Raw genomic sequence first — 24,719 nt, 5'->3', positions numbered from 1 at the left:
AGTAAAGCCACACCGAACCATGAATCTTATCTTGCAAAGCCTGGACGCAGACCACAGCGCCATAGCCCGCATCGCCAGCCTGGCCGACGCTACCGCGGAAGACATCAGCAGCGGCGGCCGCCATGCATGGCGTTGCGCCGACGTCGCCTATTCCGCCAGCCTGAAGGCTCTGATCGATGCCGCCTGCTTCGGCGCCCGCATCGATTGCGCCTGGCTGCCGGCGACGCCGCAACTGGGTGACTTTAAGCTGTTGGCGATGGACATGGATTCGACCCTGATCACCATCGAGTGCATCGATGAGATCGCCGACATGCAAGGCTTGAAGCCGCAAGTCGCGGCGATTACCGAAGCCGCCATGCGCGGCGAGCTGGAATTCGACGAGAGCCTGACGCGGCGCGTGGCCTTGCTCAAGGGCCTGGAAGCCTCGGCCCTGCAACGGGTCTACGATGAACGGCTGAAGCTGTCGCCGGGCGCGCAAAGCATGTTGGCGGCGGTCAAGGCTGCCGGCATCAAGACTTTGCTGGTGTCGGGCGGCTTCACCTTTTTCACCGATCGCATGAAAGACACGCTCGGCCTCGATTACGCCCATTCCAATGTGCTGGAAATCGTCGACGGCAAGCTGACCGGCAAGGTGGTTGGCGCCATCGTCAACGCCGAGGAAAAGAAAAACACGGTCGAGCGCGTCTGCGCTGAGCTGAATATCGCCACCAGCCAGGCCATCGTCATGGGCGACGGCGCCAACGACCTCAGCATGATGGGCGTCGCCGGCCTCTCGGTAGCCTTCCGCGCCAAGCCCGTGGTGCGAGAAAAAGCCAGCGTGGCCTTGAATTTTGTCGGTTTGGATGGCATCTTGCCTATATTGGCGTGAGTTTCCTGCAGGAAGCAGCGCCTACGGTGACGTTATCCCTAATCTTGAAGGAAAAACATGGCCAACGAACTGGTTTTCGATAGCAAGCTGCACTCCGAGAAGAATCTTGCCTGGTGGCTCTATTTTGCTCACGCCGCCAGCCTGCTGTTCTCGCTCGGAGCGCTGTCCTGGATCCCCCTGATCATCAACTATGTCAAACGCCAGGATGCGGCGGACACGTTTGTGTATAGCCATCACAACTGGCAGATCCGCTCGTTCTGGTGGTATCTGCTATGGATGTTCGTCGGCGGCGCCTTGTTCCTGACGGTGATCGGGATTCCGCTGGCGTTCGTGGTGTGGGGCCTGGCCTGGCTGTGGAAGGCCTACCGTCTGATCAAGGGCCTGGTCGACCTGAATGACAACAAGGCCATGCCTGCCTGATTTTCCCGCAACGCTGCCTGCCGCCGCGGGCAGCGGCAGCATCATCCATCCGCTAGTGGTGTGTTTCAATCCATGCGCAACAATCTCATAGCGCCCGTGGTCCGGGCCATGCTGGCGAGCGATATCCCAGCCGTCATGCGGATCCAGGCTGAATGCTATCCGCCTGCGATGCTGGAATCCGAAGAAGTTTTCCGCGCCCGCCTGGCGCTGACCCCGGCCACTTGCTGGATCTGGGCGCCGGCACCGGATAGCGCCGCCGCTTATCTGTTCAGCTACCCGTCGAACAAGGATGCAATCACCCCGCTCGGCTCACCATTCAAGCTGGCCTCGGCGCCGGATTGCCTGTACCTGCACGACCTGGCGGTCGCTCCCGGCGCCCGCGGCCAGCGCGCGGCCAACCTGCTGGTGGCGGCTGCGCTCGGCCATGCGCGCGCAGCCAACCTTGGCTGGAGCGCCTTGGTATCGGCGCAGCAATCGCAGGCATTCTGGGGCAGCCTTGGCTATAACGCGGTCGAAGTCAGGCACTCGCCGGCCAAGGAAAACCTCGACAGCTATCAAGTTGCAGGCAGCCAGCATACTGCTGTCTATATGCTGCAAAAATTGACCTGAACGCCGCTGCAGCGATAACATGAGCTGCGGCATAGGCCGCAAACCACTGTCCGCCATTGCCGGACATGACAGACTGGAGGCTGGGTATGAAAGCTTGCGTTTCTTTTAAGAGTGAAAAAAACATCAACCACTTTAAAGGAACGCGCCACCATGGCCACTTCTGTTTCTACACAAGATCCCTTCAAATACACCACCATCGCCCATAGCGGCCATCATTACTGCAGCCCGCTTTCTTCAGAGACTGCCGCCAGCCTGCTGGCCGCGCTGCAGCTGCAGGCCGGCGCTTTGGTGCTGGATGCAGGCTGCGGCAAAGCTGCGCTGCTGCGCGATTTGCTGGCGTCACAGCCGGTGCGCGGCGTTGGCGTCGACATCAATCCGGCTTTCCTGGCTGAAGCCGCCAACGCCTGGGCTGCCAGCAACCCGGGCGATGGCCGGCTGACGTTGATCGCCAGCCAGCTTGAACAACATCCGCTGCCGGCCGACGGCTACGATGCAATTCTGTGCGTGGGCTCCACCCATGCACTAGGGGGATTCGAACCCAGTCTGGCACTCTACCGTCAATGGCTGAAACCCGGCGGCGTGCTGCTGGTGGGCGAAGGCTATTGGAAACAGCCGCCGTCGAATGAGTATCTGATGACGCTCGGCGCCACGGAAGACGAGCTGAGCAGCCACGCAGAAAACATTGCGCGTGCGCTTGCGCAGGGTTTCAAGTTGCACCTGGCGATGGCAAGCAGCGATGGGGAATGGGACTGGTACGAGCACATGTACTGCCAGGCAGTAATGCAATATGCAGCATCTCATCCGCAAGATCCAGACGCGCCGGCGTTCCGCGACAGAGCCCGGCGTTGGCATGACAGCTACCTCGCAGCGGGCTGCTCAACGCTCGGATTTGGCTTTTATCTGCTGGAGAAAAGCTGACGCAGGCGCCCACGAAAAAGCCGGCAACAGGTGCCGGCTTTTTTTTACATCGCCATCATGCCGGCGCCAGGCCGGCTATCCGTTCTTACATGACCGCCAAGGCTTGTTCGATATCCGCAATCAGATCCTGCACATCTTCCAGCCCGATATTGAAGCGCACCAGGATGCCCTTGCCTTGCCAGTTCTGGCGCATGCCCTGGATCCGGTAAGGCACGCACAGACTGTTGGCGCCGCCCCAGCTGTAGCCGATCTTGAACAGCTGCAGGCTGTCGACGAAACGGTCGGTCTGCTCTTCGCTGTAGCGCTCGTCGAACACCACCGAGAACAAGCCGGCGGCGCCGCTGCAATCGCGCTGCCAGATTTCATGTCCGGGACAATCCGGGAAGGCCGGATGCAGCACCAGGCTGATCTCAGGGCGCTGCTTGAGCCAGGCGGCAATCTGGCGCGCCGCGGCGTCATGCGCTGCGAAGCGCATCTGCATGGTCGGCAGGCTGCGCAGCACCAGGTAGACGTCGTCCATGCCGACGCCCAGGCCCAGGCGCATGTGGGCGCTCTGGAGGCGCTGGTTCAGGGCATCGTCGCGCGTGATCACCGCCCCCATCAGTACGTCCGAGCCGCCCGACTGGTATTTGGTGAGGGCTTGCATGACAATATCGGCGCCGAGGTCGAAAGCGCGCAAGGCCAAGCCGGCCGACCAAGTGTTGTCGATCGCTACCAGTACGTTTTTTGCGTGGGCAGCCTGGCAGATGGCTGGAATATCCGGCATTTCCATCGACACCGAACCCGGCGCCTCGGTCCAGATCAGGCGGGTGTTCGGCTGGATCAGGGCGGCGATGCCGGCGCCGATCAAGGGATCGTAATAGCGCGCGCTGATGCCGAAATCGCGTGCCAGCCAGTTGCCGAGGTCACGATTCGGGTTGTACACATTATCCGGCAGCAGCACATCGTCGCCGCTCTTCAGCAGGGCCAGGTCGATCATGGTGATCGCCGCCAGGCCGCTGGGAGCCAGCAGGCAATGGCGGCCGCCTTCGATTTCCGCCAGGCGCGCTTCCAGCGTGAAGGAAGTCGGCGTCCCGTGCAAGCCGTAGGTATAGCCGTTCTTTTCCTGCCAGTTGCGGGCGCGCATCGCGGCGACGTTCTTGAACAGCACCGTGGAAGCATGGTGGATGCCGACCGGGAAGGCGTCAAAGCCTGCCGGCGCCTGGTATTCGCTGTGGATCAGCGCGGTTTGAAAATTCTTTTTTGCCATATGCCTTGGAAGAATTTCTTGAAGAGGAATTTCTTGAAAGCGAATTTCTTTAAAACGAAATTCTGTAAAACGAAATTCTGTAAAATCAACTGCCTGGATTATTTGCCGGTGCGCGCAGTCTGCGCCGGCTGCTGCACCACCAGCACGAACGGCTTGGTGACCGCATCGTCGGTGGTCGACCAGGTGCCGCGGAAAGTGTCGCCGACCAGGGTGCCAGCCCACTCGCCGGAGACATCCTTGCCGTTGATTGACTCTTCCATGATGACATCGGTATTTTCGGATTCGCCGGCCAGCAGGATCTTGCCGTTCTGCCCGGCCACCACATAGGTGCCCTGGATGCCTTCGGTAGGATCCGGCTTCAATTGCAGATGCATTTCGATCTTGGCATCGCCCAGTGTGCCGCGCAAGGTCAGCGGCTTGGCGAACAGGTTCGCTGCCGCCGCTGCCGCAACCGCCGGCGCGCCGGCATCGCTCTGCGCCAGCGCCGCGCCCGAAGCCAGGTCCAGGGACAACGCCAGTGCTACAACGAACTTCCCTGCCATCATGCAGCGGCCCACAAATCGTGCGCGTCTGAAGCGGTGATGGTGACATCGACAAACTCGCCGACTACCAGTTTTTTGTGCGGTTCGTACGGCGGCTTGACGTACACCACGCCGTCGATTTCCGGCGCATCGGCGCTGGAACGGCCGACGCCGCCGCTGCGGTCGACCGAGTCGATCAGCACACGCATGGTCTTGCCGACCTTGGCTTGCAGGCGCTTCTTGGAAATTTCTTCCTGCAACTGCATGACGCGGCCGCGGCGCTCTTCGCGCAATTCTTCCGGCACCGGATTATCCAGGGCGTTGGCAGTCGCGCCTTCCACCGGCGAGTAGGCAAAGCAGCCGAGGCGATCGATTTCAGCTTCCTTGAGGAAGTCCAGCAGGTATTCGAATTCGGCTTCGGTCTCGCCCGGGAAGCCGGCGATAAAGGTGGAGCGGATGGTCAGGTCCGGACACATGGCGCGCCAAGCCTGGATGCGTTCGATATTCTTTTCGCCGCTGGCTGGGCGCTTCATGCGCTTCAAGACGTCCGGATGGGCGTGCTGCAGCGGCACGTCCAGGTATGGCAGGATCTTGCCTTCCGCCATCAGCGGGATGATCTGGTCGACGTGCGGATACGGATAAACGTAGTGCAGGCGGACCCAGGCGCCATACTGGGCAGCGATCTCGCCCAATGCCGTCACCAGCTGCGTCATGTGGGTCTTTACCGGCTTGCCGTTCCAGAAACCCATGCGGAACTTGACGTCGACGCCATAGGCGCTGGTGTCTTGCGAAATCACCAGCAGTTCCTTGACGCCGGCCTTGAACAGGTTCTCTGCTTCCATCATGATGTCGGCGATCGGGCGCGACACCAGGTCGCCACGCATCGAGGGGATGATGCAGAAACTGCAACGATGGTTACAGCCTTCCGAGATCTTCAGGTAGGCGAAATGCTTGGGCGTGAGCTTGATGCCTTGCGGCGGCAGCAGGTCGAGGAAAGGCGCATGCGGCTTCGGCAGATGCTTGTGGACCGCGAACATGACTTCGCCGACGGCATGCGGGCCGGTCACTTCCAGCACTTTCGGGTGGATTTTCTGGATGATGTCGTCGCCGTCGGCGTCTTTCTTGGCGCCCAGGCAGCCGGTGACGATGACCTTGCCGTTTTCGCTCAGCGCTTCGCCGATGGCGTCCAGCGACTCTTGCACGGCGGCGTCGATAAAGCCGCAGGTGTTGACGATGACGAGGTCAGCGCCTTCATAAGACTTGGCAGTTTCATAACCTTCCGCACGCAGCTGGGTCAGGATCTGCTCGGAGTCGACCAGTGCCTTAGGGCAACCAAGGGAGACGAAACCGACTTTAGGGGCTGGGACTAGTGCAGCTGGCGCCGCGGAAATAACATTGGACATGACGGAAGATGGGGGCTAAGCAAAGACGCTATTGTACCCCTTCCACCACCATGGTTACCTGTCATGAACTCTAAAAACCTACTGCGCGGCTCAAGCTCCGGTCTGCGATGCTCGCTGTACGTTCGTACAGCTGCAGCAGTACAACAATTCGTCGACCACAGCTTGACCCAGTCAGCGCAGTTGAGGCTACGGTTTTAAGAGCCCATTAGTTCGATTATTTTTTGGTCTTTTCCGCAGGCGGCGGCGGAGCAAATGGGAAGGTGCCGAACATGTTCTTGGTCTGGTTCTGCATCTGCTCCTGCATCTGGATGAACAGGCCCTTGCTTTGCTCGATGTAGTTGCTCATCATGCCCTGCATCATCGGCCCCTGGACGTTCATGAACTGGGTCCACATCTCCGGGCTGAAAGGCTTGCCTTCATACAGGCCCTTGGAATTTTCCGCCAGCTTGTTCTGGATGTCGATGAAAGCCTGGATATTCTTTTCCAGGTAATTGCCCATCATCCCCTGCATGGCGTGGCCGTAGTAGCGGATGATTTGCGACAGCGCCGCGCTGGAAAACATCGGCGTGCCGTTGGATTCCTCTTCGAGGATGATCTGCAGCAGGATGCTGCGCGTCAGGTCGTCGTCGGTCTTCGCGTCCAGCACCACGAATTCTTCGTTGTCCAGCACCAGCTGCTTGACGTCGGTCAAGGTGATGTAGGAGCTGGTCTGCGTATCGTACAAACGCCGATTCGGATATTTCTTGATCAAGCGTTCAGACGTCTTTTTTGTAGTAGTCATTTCTGTCCCAGGTTACTGCGCCATAACGCGCTTATAGGTGCTGAACCGCAATCAATTTGCAGTGACACCTCATTATATTGCGCAAAACATGTGCAACCAGCTTTTATAGGGAGATTTTATTGCATTGCAATACGGATAAGAAAAATCCGTGTGCGCCGAGCTGCGCTCACACGGATTCTCCCGAGGCTGGATCAGCCCATATGCAAGCCGCCGTTCAGCGAGAAGTCGGAGCCGGTGGCATAGCCGCCTTCATCCGAAACAATCCAGGAGATGATGGAAGCGATTTCTTCCGGTTCGCCCAGACGCTTGACCGGGATCCCGGCGACGATCTTTTCCAGCACATCCGGCCGGATCGAACGCACCATGTCGGTGCCGACATAGCCTGGCGAAACCGTATTGACGGTCACGCCCTTGGTCGCCACTTCCTGCGCCAGCGCCATGGTGAAGCCATGGATGCCAGCCTTGGCGGTCGAATAGTTGGTCTGGCCGAACTGGCCTTTCTGACCGTTGACCGATGAAATATTCACAATCCGGCCCCAGCCGCGGTCCGCCATGCCATCGATCACCTGCTTGGTGACGTTGAACAGCGAATTCAGGTTGGTGTCGATCACCGCATCCCAGTCAGCCTTGGACATCTTGCGGAACTGGCCGTCACGGGTAATGCCGGCGTTGTTGATCAGGATGTCGATTTCGCCGATCTCGGCCTTGACCTTCTCGAACGCCGTCTTGCAGGAATCCCAGTTGGAAACGTTGCCTTCCGAGGCGTGGATATCGAAACCCTTGGCGCGCATATCGGCCAGCCATTTGTCCTTGCGGGTTGAATTCGGACCGCAGCCAGCGACCACGGTAAAACCATCTGTGCAAAGACGAGTACAAATTGGGGTACCGATGCCGCCCATTCCCCCGGTTACATAAACGATTCGCTTTGCCATCTCTTGTCTCCTTCAAAAAAACAATTCAATAATCGATCTGCTCTTCATTTACTGCTGCCTTCTGCACATCCGCACATTTCTGTGTCTTGTTTTTCTACCCTGAATTTATTCTGCTCTGACTTTGACGTAACTGCCCGGCGCCGGTTCGATGACGCCGTGCTCAGTATTTCCCAATTTGCGCGGCGCCGCCACTTGTTTTCCTGCATGTAGCGATAAAAATGCCGCCCACTCGGTCCACCAGCTGCCCGGATGCTCGGCGGCGCCGGCCAGCCAGGCGTCGGCATCGGTGGCCTTGCCGCCGTCGCCGTCATTGGTCCCGCCGTCATTGGTCCAGTAGCTGCGCTTGTTCTTGGCCGGCGGATTGATCACGCCGGCGATATGGCCGGAGGCGCCCAGCACGAAACGGTTCAGCTTCGGCTTCTTAGGATTCAGCAAGCCCAGCGAAGCATAGGCGGAGGTCCAAGGCACGATGTGGTCTTCACGCGAGGCGTAGATGAAGGCCGGCGCGTCGATCTTGCCGAGGTCGATCTTGGCACCGCTCACGCTCAGCTTGCCGGCGTCCTTCAAGGAATTATCCAGATACATATTGCGCAGATAATAACAAAACATCGGTCCCGGCAAATTGGTGCTGTCAGCGTTCCAGTACAACAGATCGAAGGAGCTTGGCTGCTCGCCTTTGAGGTAATTCGATTCGACGTAGTTCCACAGCAAGTCGTTCGGCCGCAGGCTGGAAAACGCCGAGCCGAACTCGCGTCCCGGCATCAGGCCGCCCTGGCCGATGGCCTGTTCACGCATGCGGATCTGCATGTCGTCGATATAGACATCGAGAATGCCGGTATCGCTAAAATCCAGGAAAGCGGTCAGCAAGGTCAGACTGGAAACCGGATTGACCTTGGCCGCCGCCAGCTTCGCCAGCGCCGTCGAGAGGATGGTGCCGCCGACGCAAAAGCCGAGCGCGTTGACCTTGTCCTGGCCGGAAATTTCCTGCACCAGTTGCAGCGCCTTGATGGCCCCGTCGTCGATGTACTGGTCCCAGGTCGTATGCGCCAGCGACTCGTCGGCGTTGCGCCATGACACCAGGAACACGCTGTGGCCCTGCTCAACGGCATAGCGCACCAGCGAATTCTGCGGCTGCAGGTCGAGGATATAGAATTTGTTGATGCAAGGCGGCACGATCAGCAGCGGCCGCTGGAACACCTTGGCGGTCAGCGGCGTGTACTGGATCAGCTGGAACAGTTCGTTTTCAAAGACTACCGCACCTTCGGTGGTGGCCACGTCCTTGCCCACTTCAAACGCCGTTTCATCGGTCTGCGAAACACGGCCCTTGTGCATGTCGGCGATCAGCTGGGCGATACCCTTGGTCAGGCTTTCGCCGTTGGTCTCGACGATTTTCTGCTGCGCTACCGGATTGGTCGCCAGGAAATTCGACGGCGCCATGGCGTCTATCATCTGCTGCACGGTAAAGCCGATTTTGCGCTTGATCTTGGGCGGCGCCTCCAGCGCATCGACCATGGCGTTGAGGAAATGCGCATTCAGCAAGTAGGCCGCGGCATTGAAGGCGTACAGCGAATTGCCATGCCAGGCGGCCGCGCTGAAGCGACGGTCAGCGAAGTCCGGGGCGCGTGCCGCCAGCATGTCTTGCCACAAGGCCGACAGTTTTTGCGTGTACTCGACCTGCAGCTTTTCCAGCGCTGCCGGGTCCAGTCCAATGCCCAGTTCACCCAGTCCCGCAGCCATTGCCGCGCTTTGGCCATGGGTGGAATTGCTCAGCGCGCCCAGGAACATATTGGGATCGCCGATCTGACTGAGCTGCTGCAGGAACTGGGGATTGAAGGCTTGATTGAATTGCTGCGAGAGTTGCAGCAAGGCGGCGGGGTCGAAGACGGAAAATTGGGGCGTATTCATGCGGTAACCGTTGATTTGGCGTATTTTCGTGTATCTTTTATCGGATTGACTCTAAAGCAGGAAACACAATGTATATCGTCGCCATCGCATGGATCTACGTCGTCTTCATGATGGCAATAACAGAAGCTAACGCAGTCGCCGGTGTAATGACATTTTTGCTGTACGGTGTTTTTCCTTTGACAATTGTTTTATACCTGATGGGCACGCCGAAGCGCAAGAGAAATCGACAGCGTGCTGAAAATTCTGCCAGGCTGGCGGCTCAGGAAAAAGCCGCGTCAGCCGCCGCCATGGCCGATCAGCCGTCGCCGCCGGCAGATCAAGCCAAACAATAACTCATTTCAGCCAGATCAGCGACGCCATGCGCCCGGTGACCCGGTCCCTGCGATAAGAATAACAATTCCTGTCATTCACGGTGCACGAACCGCCACCGTAAACCTGTGTCACGCCTGCCTCGCGCAAGGCAATTCGCGCAAGCTGATAAATATCCGCCAGATATTTTCCTGGCCGCTGCGGGATCGCGACAAAACATGCCCGGGTCTGCGCCAGGCGAGCCGCGGAATCGGCGGCACCTGTCGGCACCGCATCGGCAAACGCCTGCAGCACGTCGGCGCCCACTTCGAAGCTTTCAGGGCCGATAGCCGCGCCCAGCCAGGCCACGATCTGGCCGGCGCCGGCAGCCCGCATGCGCGCCGCAGTGTTCTGTAGCACACCGCCCTGCAGACCGCGCCAGCCGGCGTGCGCAGCGCCGACTGCGCGGCCGTCCACATCGGCAAACAGAACCGGCAGGCAATCCGCCGTCTGGATGGCGCACACCACGCCCGGACGCGTGGCGATCGCGGCATCCGCCTCAACGGCAGCAGCGCCATCGACTGCACCGGCATCCACCACCTCGCGACCATGCACCTGCGTCAGCCAGAGCGGCGAGGCTGGCAACAAGACATCCAGCAGCGCGCGGTTCTGCGCCACCGCCGACGCCGCATCGTCGACATGGGCGCCAAGGTTAAGGCCGCCGCCGCCGTTGCCGTCATCATATGGTCCTTGGCTGACGCCGCCATGGCGCAGCGTGGCGAAAGCGCCAACGTTTGCCGGCACGCCCGCCCAGTTTGGAATAATCAATTGCATGTACTTGGCATTCCCTGCTTTTCATTTTATTCATAAAAAAACAGCCGCAAGCAGCGACTGTTTTTCCTTAAATCTACTATTCCGGCACGCTCATGCCGGCACGGGTCAACAACTCGGCGAAATCCTGCGGCAAGGGCGCATACCATTCGCAAGGCTTGCCGGTGGTCGGATGGATCAGCCCCAGTCGCGAAGCCTGCAAGGCCTGGCGCGGGAAAGCCGGCATCAGATGTTGCTTGCCATACAAGGCATCGCCGACCAGCGAAAAACCGAGCGACTGCATGTGCACACGGATCTGATGCGTACGACCGGTTTCCAGGCGACAACCCATCAAGCTGACCGGACGGCGATCCAGCAAGCCAGTGCCCAGGCGCTGATAATGCGTGATGGCCGGCTTGGCGATCAGGCTTTCCGACACTGCCATCTTGATGCGGTCGCGCGGATGGCGCGCCATCGGACTGTCGACCGTGCCGTTGAGCTGCGGCGTGCCCCACACCAGCGCCAGGTACTGGCGCTTGACGGTACGCGCCTGCAGCTGGCGCACCAGGTCGGTCTGGGCTTCCAGCGTCTTGGCCACCACCATCAAACCGCTGGTGTCCTTGTCCAAGCGATGCACGATACCGGCGCGCGGCACCCCGGCCAGCGCCGGCCAGCGGAACAGCAGGCCGTTGAGCAAGGTACCCGACCAGTTACCGGCGGCCGGATGGACTACCAGGCCGGCCGGTTTGTCGATGACGATGATCGCGGCGTCTTCATAGACCACGTTCAGCGCCATGTCTTCCGGCGTGAAAGCTTGCTCGTCAGGCGCGGGCTGCGGCAGCACTACCACGGTTTCGTCGCCGTACGTGGTCATCTTGGTAGTGGTGGCAACCTTGCCGTCCACCGTTACGTGGCCGGCTTCTATCCATTGCTGGATGCGGCTGCGCGAAAACTGAGGTACCAGGCTCGAAACCACCTTATCCAGACGCGTTCCGCACACATCAGGCGTCAATTGCAATACTATGGGCGCGCTGGCCGTAGCGGCGTCGCCCTCGTCGACATACTCGATATCGACATCTAAATCAGCTTCTGGCAGACTTTCAGCCAAATTTGGCTTGGTAAATGACATCAGAGGAAGTCCCATCGGCTATAATCGATCAATCGTTAAAGTTATTACCCAAACACAGTAATTACACAGTAACTACAGGTAAACATACGCAATCTTGCAAAAAACTATGCAAAAAAGACTCTTAAAACTAGCTGCAGCGGCATTCGTTCTATCCTTATCTGCGTGTGGCTTGCTGCCAGACAAAGTCGATGAAACCGCAAACTGGTCCGCACCCCGATTATACTCGGAGGCCAAGGACGAAATGAACAGCGGTGGCTACGATAAGGCAATTAAGTACTTTGAAAAGCTGGAATCGCGTTATCCGTTCGGTACCTATGCGCAACAGGCGCAGATGGATATTGCCTACGCACACTATCGTCAGGGCGAACAGCCTGAAGCGCTGGCGGCCATCGACCGCTTCATCAAGCTGCATCCGAACCACCCTAACGTCGACTACATGTACTACCTGCGCGGCCTGGTGAACTTCAACGACAAGGTCAGCATTTTCGACTTCCTGTCGAGCGAAGACGCCACCGAACGCGACCCGAAAGCCGCGCGCGACGCTTTCGACGCCTTCAAGCAAGTTGTGGTGCGTTTCCCGAACAGCACTTATGCGCCGGATTCGATGGACCGCATGAAGTACTTGGTGAATGCACTGGCGCAGTATGACGTCCACGTCGCCAGCTACTACTACCGTCGCGGCGCCTATGTCGCTTCCGCCAACCGTGCACAAAGCGCGATTTCGGAATACCGCGACGCCCCAGCAGTGGAAGAAGCGCTGCACATCATGGTGCAATCGTATGACGCCCTGGGCCTGACGCAATTGCGCGACGACTCCGAGCGCGTGCTGAAGAAGACCTACCCTAACAGCATTTATGTTGGCGGTACCGGGACCGACAGCAAAAAGGTCGTGGCCAAAGAACACTGGTGGAAATTCTGGTAATTACCCGGAATAGCATGCCTGTTTAAAAAAGCCTCGCGATACGGGGCTTTTTTCATAGTCACACGCCGGAAACCGGCCGCGACTGGCTGGTCAAGATTTTCTTGAGACGCACCTTGGCGCCCTGGATCAGGTGCAGATGATGCTGGAACTGCAAGGTTGCAGCCTCCCACGAATATTCCAGCGCATGCCGCCGTACTTCGCGGCGGTCGAGGCTGAGCGCCATCAGGCAGGCCGAGGTCAGGTCATGGTCCAGTATGCCGGAACGGCCGTGCGCCACCACATCGACCGGCCCCGGCACCGGATAAGCGGCCACCGGCACGCCGCAAGCCATGGCTTCCACCATGACCAGGCCGAAGGTGTCGGTATGGCTGGGGAAAACCATGACGTCGGCACAGTTATAGTAAGACGTCAGCTCATGGTGGGCCTTGGCGCCCAGGAACTGCACCTCCGGATAGCGCTGCTGCAGCTCTTCACGCAAGGGACCATCGCCGATCACCCATTTGGTGCCTGGCAAATCGACCCGCAGGAAAGACTCGATATTCTTTTCCACGGCGATCCGGCCAACATACAGATACAGCGGCCGGACGATGCACGCGTGATCCTCGTCGACCGGCTTGAAGCGCTCCGTATCCACCCCCCTGCCCCATAGCACCAGATGACGGAAACCGCGCTGCTCCAGCTCCTTCATCACATGCTGCGTCGGCACCATGACAGCCTTGGACGGGCCGTGGAACCAACGCAGCCAGCGATAAGTCACGGCCTTGGGCAGCATTGAGCGCGCGCTCAGGTACTCCGGGAAACGGGTGTGGTAGGCGGTGGTGAAGCCTATACCCTGGCGCAGGCAGAAACGGCGCGCCGCCAGGCCCATCGGGCCTTCAGTCGAGATATGGATGCAATCCGGCGCAAACGCCTTGAGGCTGGCGGCAACCCTGGCATAGGGTTTGTAGGCCAGGCGGATTTCCGGATAAGTGGGACAGGCGAATGTCTGGCAATCGTCCGGGCTGAGCAGCAATACTTCATGACCATTGCTACGCAGGCCGGCGGTGGTGGCGCGCAACGTGTTGACCACGCCGTTGATCTGGGTCTGAGCGGCGTCGGTTACGATGGCAATTCGCATAGTTCTCTGATCTGGTTGCTGGCTACGCCGTTCTTTTGCTGCATGATTTCCTGCCAGGTGACCAGCCGCAGTTCGCCGCTGGCTTCTTCCACCAGCGCCGACAGGCTTTCTACCCAGTCGCCGTCGTTGCAATAAGTGATGCCGTCGATATTGCGGATTTCCGGCTTGTGAATGTGGCCGCAGATGACGCCGTCCAGCCCCTTCTTTTTCGCCTCGGCGGCCAGTGCATCTTCAAACGAGGAGATGTAGTTGACGGCGTTTTTCACTTTCAGCTTGAGATATTGCGACAGCGACCAGTACGGCAGACCGGCGCGCGCGCGCCAGCCGTTGAACCACTGGTTGAACTTCAGGATCACGGTGTACAAGCCGTCGCCGACATAGGCCAGCCATTTGGCGCAAGCGATCACACCGTCGAAGCGGTCGCCGTGCAGCACCAGCATGCGCTTGCCGTCGGCGGTGGTGTGCACCAGTTCATCGCGGATGCGGATGCCGCCGAAATCGAGGTCGATGAACTGCCGCACCGCCTCGTCATGATTGCCCGGCACAAAGATGACTTCGGTGCCCTTCTTGGCCTTTTTCAAGACCGTCTGCACCACATTGTTGTGGACCTGGTCCCAGTACCAGCGCCGCTTCAACTGCCAGCCGTCGACGATGTCGCCGACCAGATACAGGGTCTCCGATTCGGTGGCGCGCAAGAATTCCAGCAGGCGAGCAGCCTGGCAGCCGGTGGTGCCCAAGTGGACATCGGAAATCCAGATCGCACGGAAGCGGATCGGATCCCGCTTCGACGATGTAGAGCCGGCGCCGGCATTGGCGCCGAACAAAGCAGCTTCCAGAAACTGTTCGCCTGGTTTCATGTCGTCCTCGCTTCTTTCAAGTAGTGACGTGCGTAGCGGCCGTCCAGTTTCGACAAGGGCAGCAGCAGGAAAAAATCGGCAGAATGAAAATCAGGATCCCAGGCCGGATCGCCGCAGACCCAGGCGCCGCTGCGCAGATAGCCTTTCAGCAGCGGCGGCATTTGCGCCACGTGGCCGGATTCGCGCTCATAGACCGGGAACGGCACATGTGGCGTCACCCGGTATTCGGCGGGCGAGAAACTGTTTTGATCGAGCGCGTGGTAAAGGGCTGCTGCATTGTGGCCGCCATCGGCCAGGCTGACGCTGGCGCAACCCATCAGGTAGTCGCAGCGTTCGCGCCGCATGAATGCCGCCAGGCCTGCCCACAGCAGCATGATGACGCTGCCGCTGCGGTAGTCGGGATCGATGCAGGCACGTCCGGCTTCAGCGATGCTGCTGCGAAGATTGTCGAGCCGGCCCAAGTCGAATTCCTGTTCGGAGTAATAGCGGCCCATGCGCCGTGCTGCATGCGGGCTCATGACACGGTAGGTGCCGACCACCCGCAGCGTCTTGGTGTCACGTACGATCAGGTGATCGCAATAGCCGTCGAACTCGTCGCTGTCGAGGCCGTCGGCATTGGCCAGCGCGGACAGCCCCATCGCCTCAATAAAAACCTTGTAGCGCAAGCGCTGCACTTCGCGCACTTCTTCCTGCGTGCTGGCCAGGCTAACCGTCAACTTGGCATCACTTGAGCTTGCCGCGCCAGCATTAGTTAGGAGTTGCATTCATCGTCCTTTCAGATTGTGACGATGACAAGCCTAACTTCCGATTACTTCAAGAAAATGACAAGTTTATTTCGGTTTTATGACATAGCAACAGTGACTGAACGACAATTTTTAAAGCAAAAAAACACGAAAAACATGGAAATGACCTAAAGGATATTTCATGCTTTTCGTGTTTCCGGCGTACTGCAGCCTGCTTGAGCCATGGCATAAGCCACGGCTGTCACCGCCTGCCAGGCCGCTGCATGCTTACTTCTCTTTTTTTGGCCGGCCGGCTTTGACTGGCGGCAGGCTGGCCACGGCCAGCTTCAGGTTTGCCAGGCCCAGGTCACGGATCAAGGCAACGCCGACACGCAGCAATTCGCTCTTTTTCACTTCCAGGCCCGCTTTCAGGAAGGTCTTCTTGACGTCGCCCAGCACCTGGTATTCATCGGCAGGCATGGTGAAGCTGTCGCGCACCAGCTTGGCCTTCTTGACCTTGGCCTTGACGTCCGGCAAAGACTTCAAGCTTGGCGCAGGCTTGGCGGCCAGCGGTTTGGCGGCGACCGGCAGCTTCGGTGCTGCTTTCAGTTCCGGCTTGGCGACTGGCTTCGGCGCCGTCTTTGCTGCGGGTTTTACTGCGGATTTTACTGCAGGTTTTGCCGCAGCCTTGACGGCAGGCGCCGCTTTCGGGGCAGCCTTGACTGCAGGGCGTGCGGCCGGTTTGACTGCCGCCTTGGCTACAACTACCGGCTTTTTAACAGCGCGTTTAACAATTTTACTGGCAACCATTCAATTCTCCATTAATAAATCGTATAAATAATATATACAATTCTTCGACTTTCGGCAAGAACAGCTTTATCAAGAGCTTGGTTTTCAGGCCCGCCAATATGGCCGCCTGCGCGGCAATTTCATCAAGCCGTCATATTAAACAAGGACACTGCGACTCCTCCGCCACCTTATTTCACTTTTTTGATGAACTTAAACTTGAAACGCATTTTGTGCAAGTGCCTGGCTGCTTTCTCTTTGTCCCTGCCCTTGCTGACGCATGCCGCCGACACCATCGTGGTCGGCCAGGCCATTGACCTTTCCGGACCGAACGCCGATCTGGGACGAGACTATGTGGCGGGCATCAAGACCTATTTCGACGTTCTCAACACCAAGGGCGGCATCAACGGCCGCCACATCCAGTACCTGGTGCGCGACGACCGCGGTCAGGCCGACCTGGCTGTCAAGGCAGTAGCAGAGCTGGTCGACCAGGCGCATGTTGCTTATCTGTTCGGCGGCATCGGCGACGACGTTACCCGCGCGGTACTGAATTCGGCCGATTTCAAGCGCAGCGGCCTGACCCTGTATGCACCGCTGGCCGGCGCCGATTACCAGAAGGATGCCAGGATCCTGTTCTGGCGCCCTAGCTATCAGCAGGAAATCCGTCACATCTTTTCCCATTTCGACAAGCTCGGCATCAAGGACATTGGTGTGGTATACCAGGAGTCGGCCGCCACCGCCGATGCCTATCAGCGCCTGCTGGACCAGATGAAAGAAAGCGGCATCAAGCTCAGCGGCACCGTCCACCTGAGCAAGGATGCAAAGCAGATCAGCAAGGAAACCGCGGCCCTGGCGGCTGCCAAGCCTGGTTTCGTCATCATGGTGGCCGACACCGTCAGCGCCGGCGTATTCCTGAAGGAATTCCGCAAGCTGGCGCCGCAGACTTTTGTCGCCGGCTCCTCGCTCACCAACCTGACGACCCTGCGCCAGCTGGCCGGCGGCAAGGCGGTCGAATGGACCGTATTTTCGCAAGTGGTGCCGAATCCCGGCATCGGCAGTTCGTCTATCCAGCTTGAACATCTCAACATGATGCGCAAATACCGCGATGAACCAGTGTCGGCCATGACGCTGGAAGGCTTTGCCGCGGCCAAGACATGGATCCGCCTGCTGCAGCCGGGCAAGCGTGTGGCTGGCCAGCCGGAATATGTGATTCCCGGCGGCGGCTTTGATATCGGCGGCTACATGATGGGAGAATCCGCCGGCAGCAACCACCTCTCTAACTACGTAGACATTGCGCTGTTCAACAAGGCCAGCGGATTGACTTACTGACCCTTGCGCAACCGACGGAAATAACAACGCCGGCAATTGCCGGCGTTGTCGCTGTTACGAACGATCGTGTGCAGCTAATCCGCGAAGGTCAAGTCCGGCGGATAGCGAAATCGACGCCGATCTCACGCCACCAATCCTGTTCCTTGGTCATCCAGTAGGTCGCGGTAGGATGATCCTCGATCCAGTCGCGCTTGATGTCGAGCTCAATCTTGCTCTTCATTTTCAGGCGCAGCTCGTCAAGATCGATCTCTATGCGCGAATGCAGGAACATCACGGCCAGGCGCAGCGCCAGCACCGCTTTGGAGAAATCCGGATCGAGCAAGGCATCGCTGATCTTGCGCAGATTGCCTTTCTGGCCCAGGATCAGCATGCTCATGGCGCGCTGCTCACGGGTGGTGAAGCCGGACAGGTCGGCATTTTCAATCAGGTAAGCAGCGTGCTTGTGGTAACCGCTTTGCGACACTACCAGCCCGACCTCATGCAGCAAAGCGCTCCAGTGCAGGTACTGGCTGAGGCCGTCGTTGCTCGGCTTGAGCATTTCAAACAGCGAGGTGGCCGTTTCCGCGACCCGGCTGGCACGCAGCTGGTCGACGTGGAAACGCTGCGAGAAATCATGCACAGCCTGGTCGCGCCGGTCCAGCCGCGTGCCGCGCAACTGCAAGTCCCACATCACGCCCATGCGCAAGCCGGCTTCGATCGGCTGGATCACTTCGATGCCCAGTTCCTGCATCAGGCCGATCAGCACCGCCAGGCCGCCGACCATGACGGCGGCGCGCTCCGGCTTCATGCCGAGCAGATCGATGCGGCTGACGTGGCCGAACTCGACGAAGCGCGCGCGCAAGGCTTCCAGGCTGGTGTAAGACAGGCGATGGTCGCCCAGGCCGTTCTTGTCGATGGTCTCGGCAATCGCGCGGATAGTGCCGGACGAACCGTAGGCATGGCTCCAGTTTTGCGGCCGGTATGGTGGCGCGGCATCTTCAAAATGACTGCGCGCCGACAGCACCGCGGCATCGTAGGCAGCGGCGGTGATCTGACCGTCGGCGAAGAACGCCAGGCTCTGGTTGACGGTGCCGATGCCGAACGATTCGACCCGCTCGATCTGCTGGCCGCGGCCCAGGATCAGCTCGGTGGAGCCGCCGCCGATGTCCAGCACCAACCGCTTCTCGTTGGGCAGGCGCAGCATGCTGGCCACGCCCATATAGATCAGGCGGCCTTCTTCCTCGCCCGAAATGATTTCAATCGGATAGCCGATCACCTGTTCGGCGATCGGCAGGAATTCGGCGGCGTTCTTGGCCACCCGCAGAGTATTAGTGGCGACCACGCGCACCGCTTCCAGCTGGTAATCGGCCAGGATGCTGCGGAAGCGCGCCAGCGAATCGAGCGCCACCTGCATCGCCTGTTCTGTCAGGTAACCCTTGCTGTCGAGACCGGCAGCCAGGCGGATCGGGTCGCGCGCACTCTTGATGACGCGGATCGCATCGCCATTGTATTTGCCGATATGCAAACGGAAACTGTTGGACCCCAAATCCACTGCTGCAAACATTGTTTACCTTTATCCAAACGAACGTTCGACAAAAACCTGCACCGCCATCATACGCAGGCCTGCGAAATGCAAGCTGCGACAATAGAGACAGATTATTACATGCTGATGACAAAGCCGAGAGGGCTGGCTCAGGTCAGCTTAGCCGATACTCGCCGATCGCGCCACGGATAACGCGCGGGCAAAAAATCTGCTCACCCTGCAATCGCCGCAACGGCAATCATGCCAGTTATTCGGCGACAGCGTCGCCGCGCCAGAAAGCTTGCACCGCATCCAGTTCGCGGGTGCGCTTGAACGGCGGCAGGCTTTGCCAGATACGGCGGCCGTAGCCTTTGGAGATCAGCCGCGGATCGCAGATCATCAAGACGCCGCGGTCGCTTTCATCGCGGATCAGGCGCCCGGCGCCCTGTTTCAGATTGATGATCGCGGCCGGCAGCTGATGGTGCATGAAGCCGTTCATGCCCTTCGATTCCAGCGCTTCGATGCGCGCCGCCAGCACCGGGTCGTCCGGCGGCGAGAACGGCAGCTTGTCGATGATCACCAGCGACAGCGCTTCACCGCGCACGTCGACGCCCTCCCAGAAGCTCTGGCTGCCGATCAGGACGGCATTGCCGGCGGCGCGGAAACGGTCCAGTAGTTCGGTACGACCGGCTTCGCCCTGCACCATCAGCGGGAAATCCAGGTGGCGTGCTTCGAATTCCGCGCGCAACCGTTCCGCCGCGCGGTTGACGGCGCGGATGGTGGTGCACAGCAGGAATGCCCGGCCGCCGGAGGCTTCGATCACCGGCAGCGCCGCGTCGATCACGGCATCGGTATAATCCGGCGAATTCGGCTGCGGCAGGTTCTGCGGCACGTATAGCAGGCCTTGCTGGCCGTAATCAAAGGGGCTGGGCCAGGATTGCGCCGGCTCGTCGCCCAAGCCCATCTGCGCCGCGTAGTGCTGGAAATCGTTCTTCACCGCCAGCGTCGCCGAGGTAAAGATCCAGGAACGCGCCACGCCTTCGCGCTGCTTGTTGAAAATCGGCGCGATCGACAAGGGCGTCTGGTGCAGCTGCAGCGAGGATGAGAAGGCTTCCACCCACAACACGCTGCCCTCGCCTTCGTCGGCAACGACCGCTTTGCCGGCCTTTTTGCCGCCGCCGGCGATCGGCGCGCTGTTCCAGCCGTCCAGTTTGTAGCCCAGCTCAACCGCACGGGTGCGGCACTGCTCGATGGTTTCGGCCCGTTCGGCCTGCTTTTCCAGCACCGCGATCATGCCGTGCAGCTGGCTGCGCATGGTTTCCAGCGCCGGGAAGAAAATGCTCGACGGCGCAATCTGATTGACCGACAGCCGCACCACGTCTTGCGGGAAAGCCAAGCGCAGATCGCGCGCGGCTTTTTCCACCGGCAGCACGACCTGGCCCCAGTCGGCGCCGTCGCGCGCATGCGACAAGCCTTCCGCCAGCACATCGCGGCACAGCTCCAGGATCTGCGAGGTCGAGACGGTATTGCCAAAAAATAAAGTGGCCACTTCCGGCAGCTGGTGCGCTTCGTCGAAAATGACGGTATTGGCCGATGGCAGCAGTTCCGCCACGCCGGTATCCTTCAGCGCGACGTCGGCGAAGAACAGGTGGTGATTGACCACCACGACGTCGGCCTGCTGCGCTTCCTTGCGCGCCTTCATGACGAAGCAGTCCTGGTAGTACTGACACTCGGCGCCCATGCAGGTATCGCGGGTCGACGTCACAAGGTTCCAGATCGGCGCCGTTTCCGGCACCATGGACAGCTCGGCCTTGTCGCCGGACGAGGTGGTTTTCATGAAGCGCGAGATTTCGCGCAGGTAGCCGACATCTTCGCGTGAGGTCATGCGGCCGTTCTGCAGCGTGCGCTCGAGGTGGAAATGGCAGACGTAGTTGGCGCGGCCCTTGAGCAGCGCAATCGAGACCGGCGCGCTGAGCGCCTTGCGCACGGTGGGGATATCGCGCAGGAACAGCTGGTCTTGCAGGTTCTTGGTCCCGGTGGAAACGATCACCTTGCCGCCCCACAGCAGCGCCGGCACCAGATAAGCGAAGGTCTTGCCGGTGCCGGTGCCGGCCTCGGCAATCAGGGTGCGCTGCTGGGCGATGGCTTCGGCAATGGCTTTCGCCATTTCAGTCTGCGCCTGGCGCGGCCGGAAGCCGCCGACCACCTGGCCGAGCGGGCCGGAACTGGCGAACAGGCGGTCGACGTCGGCGTCGTGGACGCCGGGAGGAGGAACGTTCACAGCAGAAGCAACGGCGATTTCGGCGGCTAAGGGGGATGTATCTTGGGTCAAGGTAACTTACTTAAATAAAGCGGTGGCTGGAATAGTGCGTTTATCTGCATCGTACCAGCCTTGGGGTGAGCTATCAGGCAGGGATATCAGGAATTAATTGCATTCTTAACAGCGTGATCTGGTCCTTCAGTTGCAATTTGCGCTTTTTCAGGCGCCGCAGCTGCAATTCCTCATGCAGGACCTGGTTGGTCATGGTATGAATGGCGGCATCGAGATCGCGATGTTCGACTTCGAGTTCTATAATGCGGCGAAGGATTTCTTCTCGATCGATCATGGTCAGATTCTTGCGTTGGAAAATGTTAACATGTGGAAACACCTTGAAAATCATTCCTGCGTATAATCTTTCCCATCGACTTCATATCGTATTACCGTGAATGAGTGGCGATTTGACGCCGGATCCAGAATTACCTAGAACAGGATGCAGTTTAATCTACCCAGACGAATGAGCCAATACAAGATCGAAGCCGGCACCGGCCAGCACATCGGTGACCGCCAGGAACAGCAGGACCGTGCAGCATTGTTTACCGCCCCGAAAGCACCGGGCTACATGATGGCCGTGCTGGCAGACGGCATGGGCGGCCGCAGCGGCGGCGCGCTGGCCGCCGAACAGGTGATTTGCACCGCCAAACAGATATTCGAGGGCTTTTCGCCCCTGATCGACAACGTGGAAGCGATGTTGCACAACATCGCGCTGGAAACCCACACGGTGATCAAGCTGAGCGGCTTCTCCAACGACAAGGATCCGCACACGACGATGGTGATCCTGGTGCTGTCGCCGGATGGCGTCGCCACCTGGGGCCATGTCGGCGATTCGCGCCTGTACCGCTTCGACGGCCCCAATTTTGCCGAACACACCATCGACCATTCTTATGTCGAAAAGCTGGTGGCCGAAGGTAAGCTGTCGCGCAGCGAAGCGAAATCGCACAACCTGTCCAACATCTTGCTCAATGCGCTGGGCTCCAGCACCGATACGCCGAAGGTGAGCATCAGCCGCCACAGCGGCCTCAAGGCCGGCGACGCCTTCCTGCTCTGTTCGGACGGGCTGTGGCATTACTTCACCGAAGATGAACTGGGGGCGGCGATCGCCATGAACAAGCCGCGCGATGCGGCGGAGATGCTGATCACCAAGACCCGCAAGCGCGCCGAAGGCCACGCTGCCGACAACTGCACATTCGCCATCGTCAAGCTGGTGGCGCTGCCGAAGGAAGCAACCAGCTACACCGTCAAGAAGATGCGCCGGGCAGTGTAAACCCGGGATATATAGCCGCCATGGCCGTCAGCCGCAGGATGCAGCTGACGGCTTTGTTTTTTATGGCTTGGTGGCGGGAGGCGTGGCAACTGGCGGCACAGGTGTCGCCGGCGGCGTCACAACAGGCGCTGCCGGGGCGCCGGTTTCAGCGGCCTTCTTGGCCGCCAGGTCCTTGGCCTTGGCCGCCTTGTTGGCGGCCACTTCACGCTGGCGCGCCGCCGAATCCTGCGCCTTTTTCTGGAAAGCGGCGACGTTCGCTGCTTCTTGCGACTTCTTGACGGCATCGTCCTGCTGCGCCTTCAGCACCCGCGCATTGTGGTCCGCGACGCGCTTGTCGCCCTCGCCCAGGTGCTTGCGGGTATTGGCGGCCACTTCTTTTTCCTTGGCAGCGCCCTGCTTGACCTTGTCGGCGTTGCTCAGCTCTTTTTCCTTCTGGTCCTGGGCCTTTTGCGTTTCCTCGGCCGGACGCTGGGCTTCGTTCGCCGCCAGCGACTTGTCGCGCTCGTCGGCGCGGTCCTTGCGCAAGAAGGCATTGGCAGTGATGTCGACCGGACGGATCGCCTTCAACGCCAGGCGCCGCTGCTCCTTGGCGGCATCCAGGCAATGGTTGACGAAAAACTTGGCGTAGCAGACCCGGCGCTGTTCCAGGTCGCGCGCCGCCACCTCGGCCTTGGCGTCGGCGACGTCGGTCAGCGCCTTGTTGGCAATATCTACCGTGGTCAGCGATTCCAGCGGGTAGCGCGCGGTCAGCTCGGCGGCCGGCTCGGCGACCGATTTGAGCGGAACGGCGTCGGCCGCACGCGCACCGGCGCTCAAGGCCAGCAGAGCGGCGGCCAATGCCGGCAGCAGACGCCGCGGCGCCAAATTCAAAGAGGCAAATTCCACTAGAACCTATCCATTTCTATACATTGTTTAGACACTACCGCAGCGTCGCCGTCAGACGATCGAATCGGCTTCCGAACGCCGTTCGCTATCCATGTACTCGCGCGACTGCATCTCCATGATACGCGACACGGTGCGGTGAAACTCGTTAGCCAGCATGCCCTGCGTGTAGAGCTCTTCCGGCGGTACCGCCGCCGACATGATCAGCTTGATCTTGTGATCATAGAACACATCGATCAGCCAGGTAAAGCGGCGCGCTTCGGACGACATGGCCGCCGACATCTGCGGGATACCGGACAATATCACCGTATGGAAGCGGCTGGCAATTTCGAGATAATCGTTTTGCGAGCGCGGACCGCCGCACAAGGTGTTGAAATCGAACCAGATGACCCCGCCAGCCTTGCGCAAGGCCTTTATTTTACGCGCTTCGATGTCGACCAGCGGATCTTCGTCGGCGGTTTCAGCGACGCCGGCAAACGCATGGCGCAAGGCGCGGTCGGTCTCGGCGTTGAGCGGAGAGTGATAGGTTTCGACCTGCTCCAGCGCGCGCTTGCGGTAATCGATGCCGGCATCGATATTCATGACGTCCAGATTATCCTGCAGCAGCTTGATGGTCGGCAGCATGCGGTCGCGGTGCAAGCCGTCCGGATACAGGGTGCTGGGCTCGTAGTTGGAGGTCATGACAAAGGACACGCCATTGTCGAACAGCGCTTTCAGCAGATTGTAGAGAATCATGGCGTCGGCGATATCGGACACATGGAACTCGTCAAAACAGATCAGGCGGTATTTCTTGGCGACCCGCTTGGCGACTTCGTCGAGCGGGTCGGCGACGCCCTTCAGTTCGTCCAGCTGGCGATGCACGGCGCGCATGAATTCGTGGAAGTGCAAACGGGTCTTGCGCACCACCGGCACCACTGAATAGAAGCTGTCCATCAAGAACGATTTGCCACGGCCGACGCCACCCCACATGTAGACGCCGCGCGGCACGTCCGGCCGGTGGATCAGGCGCTTGAACGAGCTGGAGCGCTGCGCCTTGTACGCCACCCATTCGTCGTAGGCTTGCTGCAGCCGGTCGACCGCGCGCCGTTGCGCATCGTCAGCCTGGAAACCGCGCTGCGTCAGTGCCTGCTCGTAAAACTCTAATACATTCATGGCATATTCAGTTCAAAAATTCACAGGACCGATGAAG

At 59.6% G+C, this 24,719-nt stretch carries 25 protein-coding genes; 8 read left to right on the top strand and 17 right to left on the bottom strand.

Features of this window, described 5'->3' with window-relative positions:
* Positions 1–19 precede the first annotated feature (19 nt).
* The 4 genes from serB (at position 20) to CPter91_RS10755 (ending at position 2,815) form a co-directional block, all read left to right on the top strand.
* Positions 20–868, top strand: a complete 849-nt coding sequence (gene serB, locus CPter91_RS10770) for a phosphoserine phosphatase SerB (RefSeq protein WP_061940061.1) — start codon at positions 20–22, stop codon at positions 866–868.
* Positions 869–925: 57 nt separating this feature from the next.
* On the top strand, positions 926–1,288 hold the full coding sequence (locus tag CPter91_RS10765; RefSeq protein ID WP_061940059.1) for a DUF4870 family protein: 363 nt from the start codon (positions 926–928) through the stop codon (positions 1,286–1,288).
* A 72-nt stretch (positions 1,289–1,360) separates the two neighbouring features.
* On the top strand, positions 1,361–1,897 hold the full coding sequence (locus CPter91_RS10760) for a GNAT family N-acetyltransferase (RefSeq protein WP_061940057.1): 537 nt from the start codon (positions 1,361–1,363) through the stop codon (positions 1,895–1,897).
* Between the two features lie 150 nt (positions 1,898–2,047).
* Positions 2,048–2,815, top strand: coding sequence for a class I SAM-dependent methyltransferase (locus CPter91_RS10755; protein WP_236906005.1), 768 nt, complete (start codon positions 2,048–2,050; stop codon positions 2,813–2,815).
* Between the two features lie 85 nt (positions 2,816–2,900).
* On the opposite strand, the gene CPter91_RS10750 is transcribed toward CPter91_RS10755, so the two are convergent.
* The 6 genes from CPter91_RS10750 to phaC form a co-directional block, all read right to left on the bottom strand.
* A complete protein-coding gene (locus tag CPter91_RS10750; RefSeq protein ID WP_061940053.1) occupies positions 2,901–4,064 on the bottom strand; it encodes a cystathionine beta-lyase in 1,164 nt (387 codons plus the stop codon).
* A 98-nt stretch (positions 4,065–4,162) separates the two neighbouring features.
* On the bottom strand, positions 4,163–4,609 hold the full coding sequence (locus tag CPter91_RS10745) for a hypothetical protein (protein ID WP_082792763.1): 447 nt from the start codon (positions 4,607–4,609) through the stop codon (positions 4,163–4,165).
* Complete coding sequence (rimO, locus tag CPter91_RS10740; RefSeq protein WP_061940051.1) at positions 4,606–5,988, bottom strand: 30S ribosomal protein S12 methylthiotransferase RimO; 1,383 nt, start codon at positions 5,986–5,988, stop codon at positions 4,606–4,608. Before rimO ends, CPter91_RS10745 begins: the two co-directional genes overlap by 4 nt.
* 214 nt (positions 5,989–6,202) lie before the next feature.
* Positions 6,203–6,769, bottom strand: a complete 567-nt coding sequence (gene phaR, locus CPter91_RS10735) for a polyhydroxyalkanoate synthesis repressor PhaR (RefSeq protein WP_061940049.1) — start codon at positions 6,767–6,769, stop codon at positions 6,203–6,205.
* A 191-nt stretch (positions 6,770–6,960) separates the two neighbouring features.
* The gene (locus tag CPter91_RS10730; protein WP_061940047.1) at positions 6,961–7,701 is read right to left on the bottom strand and encodes a 3-ketoacyl-ACP reductase; all 741 of its coding nucleotides are present in this window, start codon (positions 7,699–7,701) and stop codon (positions 6,961–6,963) included.
* Between the two features lie 105 nt (positions 7,702–7,806).
* Positions 7,807–9,606: a class I poly(R)-hydroxyalkanoic acid synthase gene (gene phaC / locus CPter91_RS10725; protein ID WP_061940045.1), complete on the bottom strand. Its 1,800-nt coding sequence runs from the start codon at positions 9,604–9,606 to the stop codon at positions 7,807–7,809.
* A 68-nt stretch (positions 9,607–9,674) separates the two neighbouring features.
* Here phaC and CPter91_RS10720 point away from each other — a divergent pair, with 68 nt between their 5' ends.
* On the top strand, positions 9,675–9,938 hold the full coding sequence (locus CPter91_RS10720) for a hypothetical protein (RefSeq protein ID WP_061940043.1): 264 nt from the start codon (positions 9,675–9,677) through the stop codon (positions 9,936–9,938).
* 1 nt (position 9,939) lies between these two features.
* Here CPter91_RS10720 and pgeF read toward each other — a convergent pair whose 3' ends face one another.
* Both pgeF and CPter91_RS10710 read right to left on the bottom strand, forming a co-directional pair.
* Positions 9,940–10,728 carry a peptidoglycan editing factor PgeF gene (gene pgeF / locus CPter91_RS10715; protein WP_061940041.1) on the bottom strand — a complete coding sequence of 263 codons (789 nt, stop codon included), beginning with the start codon at positions 10,726–10,728 and terminating at the stop codon, positions 9,940–9,942.
* 76 nt (positions 10,729–10,804) lie between these two features.
* Entirely contained in the window at positions 10,805–11,848 is a 1,044-nt protein-coding gene (locus CPter91_RS10710) for an RluA family pseudouridine synthase (protein WP_061940039.1), read from the bottom strand.
* Between the two features lie 91 nt (positions 11,849–11,939).
* On the opposite strand from CPter91_RS10710, the gene CPter91_RS10705 reads away from it, so the two are divergent.
* Positions 11,940–12,755, top strand: a complete 816-nt coding sequence (locus CPter91_RS10705) for an outer membrane protein assembly factor BamD (protein WP_061940037.1) — start codon at positions 11,940–11,942, stop codon at positions 12,753–12,755.
* Between the two features lie 58 nt (positions 12,756–12,813).
* Here CPter91_RS10705 and CPter91_RS10700 read toward each other — a convergent pair whose 3' ends face one another.
* The 4 genes from CPter91_RS10700 to CPter91_RS26905 form a co-directional block, all read right to left on the bottom strand.
* The gene (locus CPter91_RS10700) at positions 12,814–13,872 is read right to left on the bottom strand and encodes a glycosyltransferase family 4 protein (RefSeq protein WP_061940035.1); all 1,059 of its coding nucleotides are present in this window, start codon (positions 13,870–13,872) and stop codon (positions 12,814–12,816) included.
* Positions 13,854–14,729: a UDP-2,3-diacylglucosamine diphosphatase gene (locus CPter91_RS10695; RefSeq protein ID WP_061940033.1), complete on the bottom strand. Its 876-nt coding sequence runs from the start codon at positions 14,727–14,729 to the stop codon at positions 13,854–13,856. The genes CPter91_RS10700 and CPter91_RS10695 overlap by 19 nt, the downstream gene beginning before the upstream one ends.
* The gene (locus CPter91_RS10690) at positions 14,726–15,493 is read right to left on the bottom strand and encodes a GNAT family N-acetyltransferase (protein ID WP_061940032.1); all 768 of its coding nucleotides are present in this window, start codon (positions 15,491–15,493) and stop codon (positions 14,726–14,728) included. Before CPter91_RS10690 ends, CPter91_RS10695 begins: the two co-directional genes overlap by 4 nt.
* A 246-nt stretch (positions 15,494–15,739) precedes the next feature.
* Positions 15,740–16,261 carry a hypothetical protein gene (locus CPter91_RS26905; protein WP_061940030.1) on the bottom strand — a complete coding sequence of 174 codons (522 nt, stop codon included), beginning with the start codon at positions 16,259–16,261 and terminating at the stop codon, positions 15,740–15,742.
* A gap of 195 nt (positions 16,262–16,456) precedes the next feature.
* Here CPter91_RS26905 and CPter91_RS10680 point away from each other — a divergent pair, with 195 nt between their 5' ends.
* Positions 16,457–17,566 carry an ABC transporter substrate-binding protein gene (locus CPter91_RS10680; RefSeq protein WP_231879922.1) on the top strand — a complete coding sequence of 370 codons (1,110 nt, stop codon included), beginning with the start codon at positions 16,457–16,459 and terminating at the stop codon, positions 17,564–17,566.
* Positions 17,567–17,654: 88 nt separating this feature from the next.
* Here CPter91_RS10680 and CPter91_RS10675 read toward each other — a convergent pair whose 3' ends face one another.
* The 3 genes from CPter91_RS10675 to CPter91_RS10665 all read right to left on the bottom strand — a co-directional run bounded on the left by CPter91_RS10675 (position 17,655) and on the right by CPter91_RS10665 (position 21,673).
* A complete protein-coding gene (locus CPter91_RS10675; protein ID WP_061940024.1) occupies positions 17,655–19,109 on the bottom strand; it encodes a Ppx/GppA phosphatase family protein in 1,455 nt (484 codons plus the stop codon).
* Between the two features lie 226 nt (positions 19,110–19,335).
* Positions 19,336–21,348 carry a DNA repair helicase YoaA gene (locus tag CPter91_RS10670; protein ID WP_236906043.1) on the bottom strand — a complete coding sequence of 671 codons (2,013 nt, stop codon included), beginning with the start codon at positions 21,346–21,348 and terminating at the stop codon, positions 19,336–19,338.
* A gap of 124 nt (positions 21,349–21,472) precedes the next feature.
* On the bottom strand, positions 21,473–21,673 hold the full coding sequence (locus CPter91_RS10665; protein ID WP_041743193.1) for a YdcH family protein: 201 nt from the start codon (positions 21,671–21,673) through the stop codon (positions 21,473–21,475).
* 168 nt (positions 21,674–21,841) lie between these two features.
* Here CPter91_RS10665 and CPter91_RS10660 point away from each other — a divergent pair, with 168 nt between their 5' ends.
* Positions 21,842–22,648 (top strand): PP2C family protein-serine/threonine phosphatase, encoded by an 807-nt coding sequence (locus tag CPter91_RS10660; RefSeq protein ID WP_061940022.1) that lies wholly within the window; start codon positions 21,842–21,844, stop codon positions 22,646–22,648.
* Positions 22,649–22,708: 60 nt separating this feature from the next.
* Here CPter91_RS10660 and CPter91_RS10655 read toward each other — a convergent pair whose 3' ends face one another.
* The gene (locus CPter91_RS10655) at positions 22,709–23,533 is read right to left on the bottom strand and encodes a hypothetical protein (RefSeq protein ID WP_061940021.1); all 825 of its coding nucleotides are present in this window, start codon (positions 23,531–23,533) and stop codon (positions 22,709–22,711) included.
* 51 nt (positions 23,534–23,584) lie between these two features.
* On the bottom strand, positions 23,585–24,682 hold the full coding sequence (gene zapE / locus CPter91_RS10650; protein WP_061940019.1) for a cell division protein ZapE: 1,098 nt from the start codon (positions 24,680–24,682) through the stop codon (positions 23,585–23,587).
* Positions 24,683–24,719 lie beyond the last annotated feature (37 nt).

The organism is Collimonas pratensis (genome assembly GCF_001584185.1).
In the GTDB taxonomy this organism is placed as follows: Bacteria; Pseudomonadota; Gammaproteobacteria; order Burkholderiales; family Burkholderiaceae_D; genus Collimonas; species Collimonas pratensis.
The sequence above is the reverse complement of the archived record's forward strand: the minus strand, read 5'-3'. Positions and strand labels throughout refer to the sequence as shown.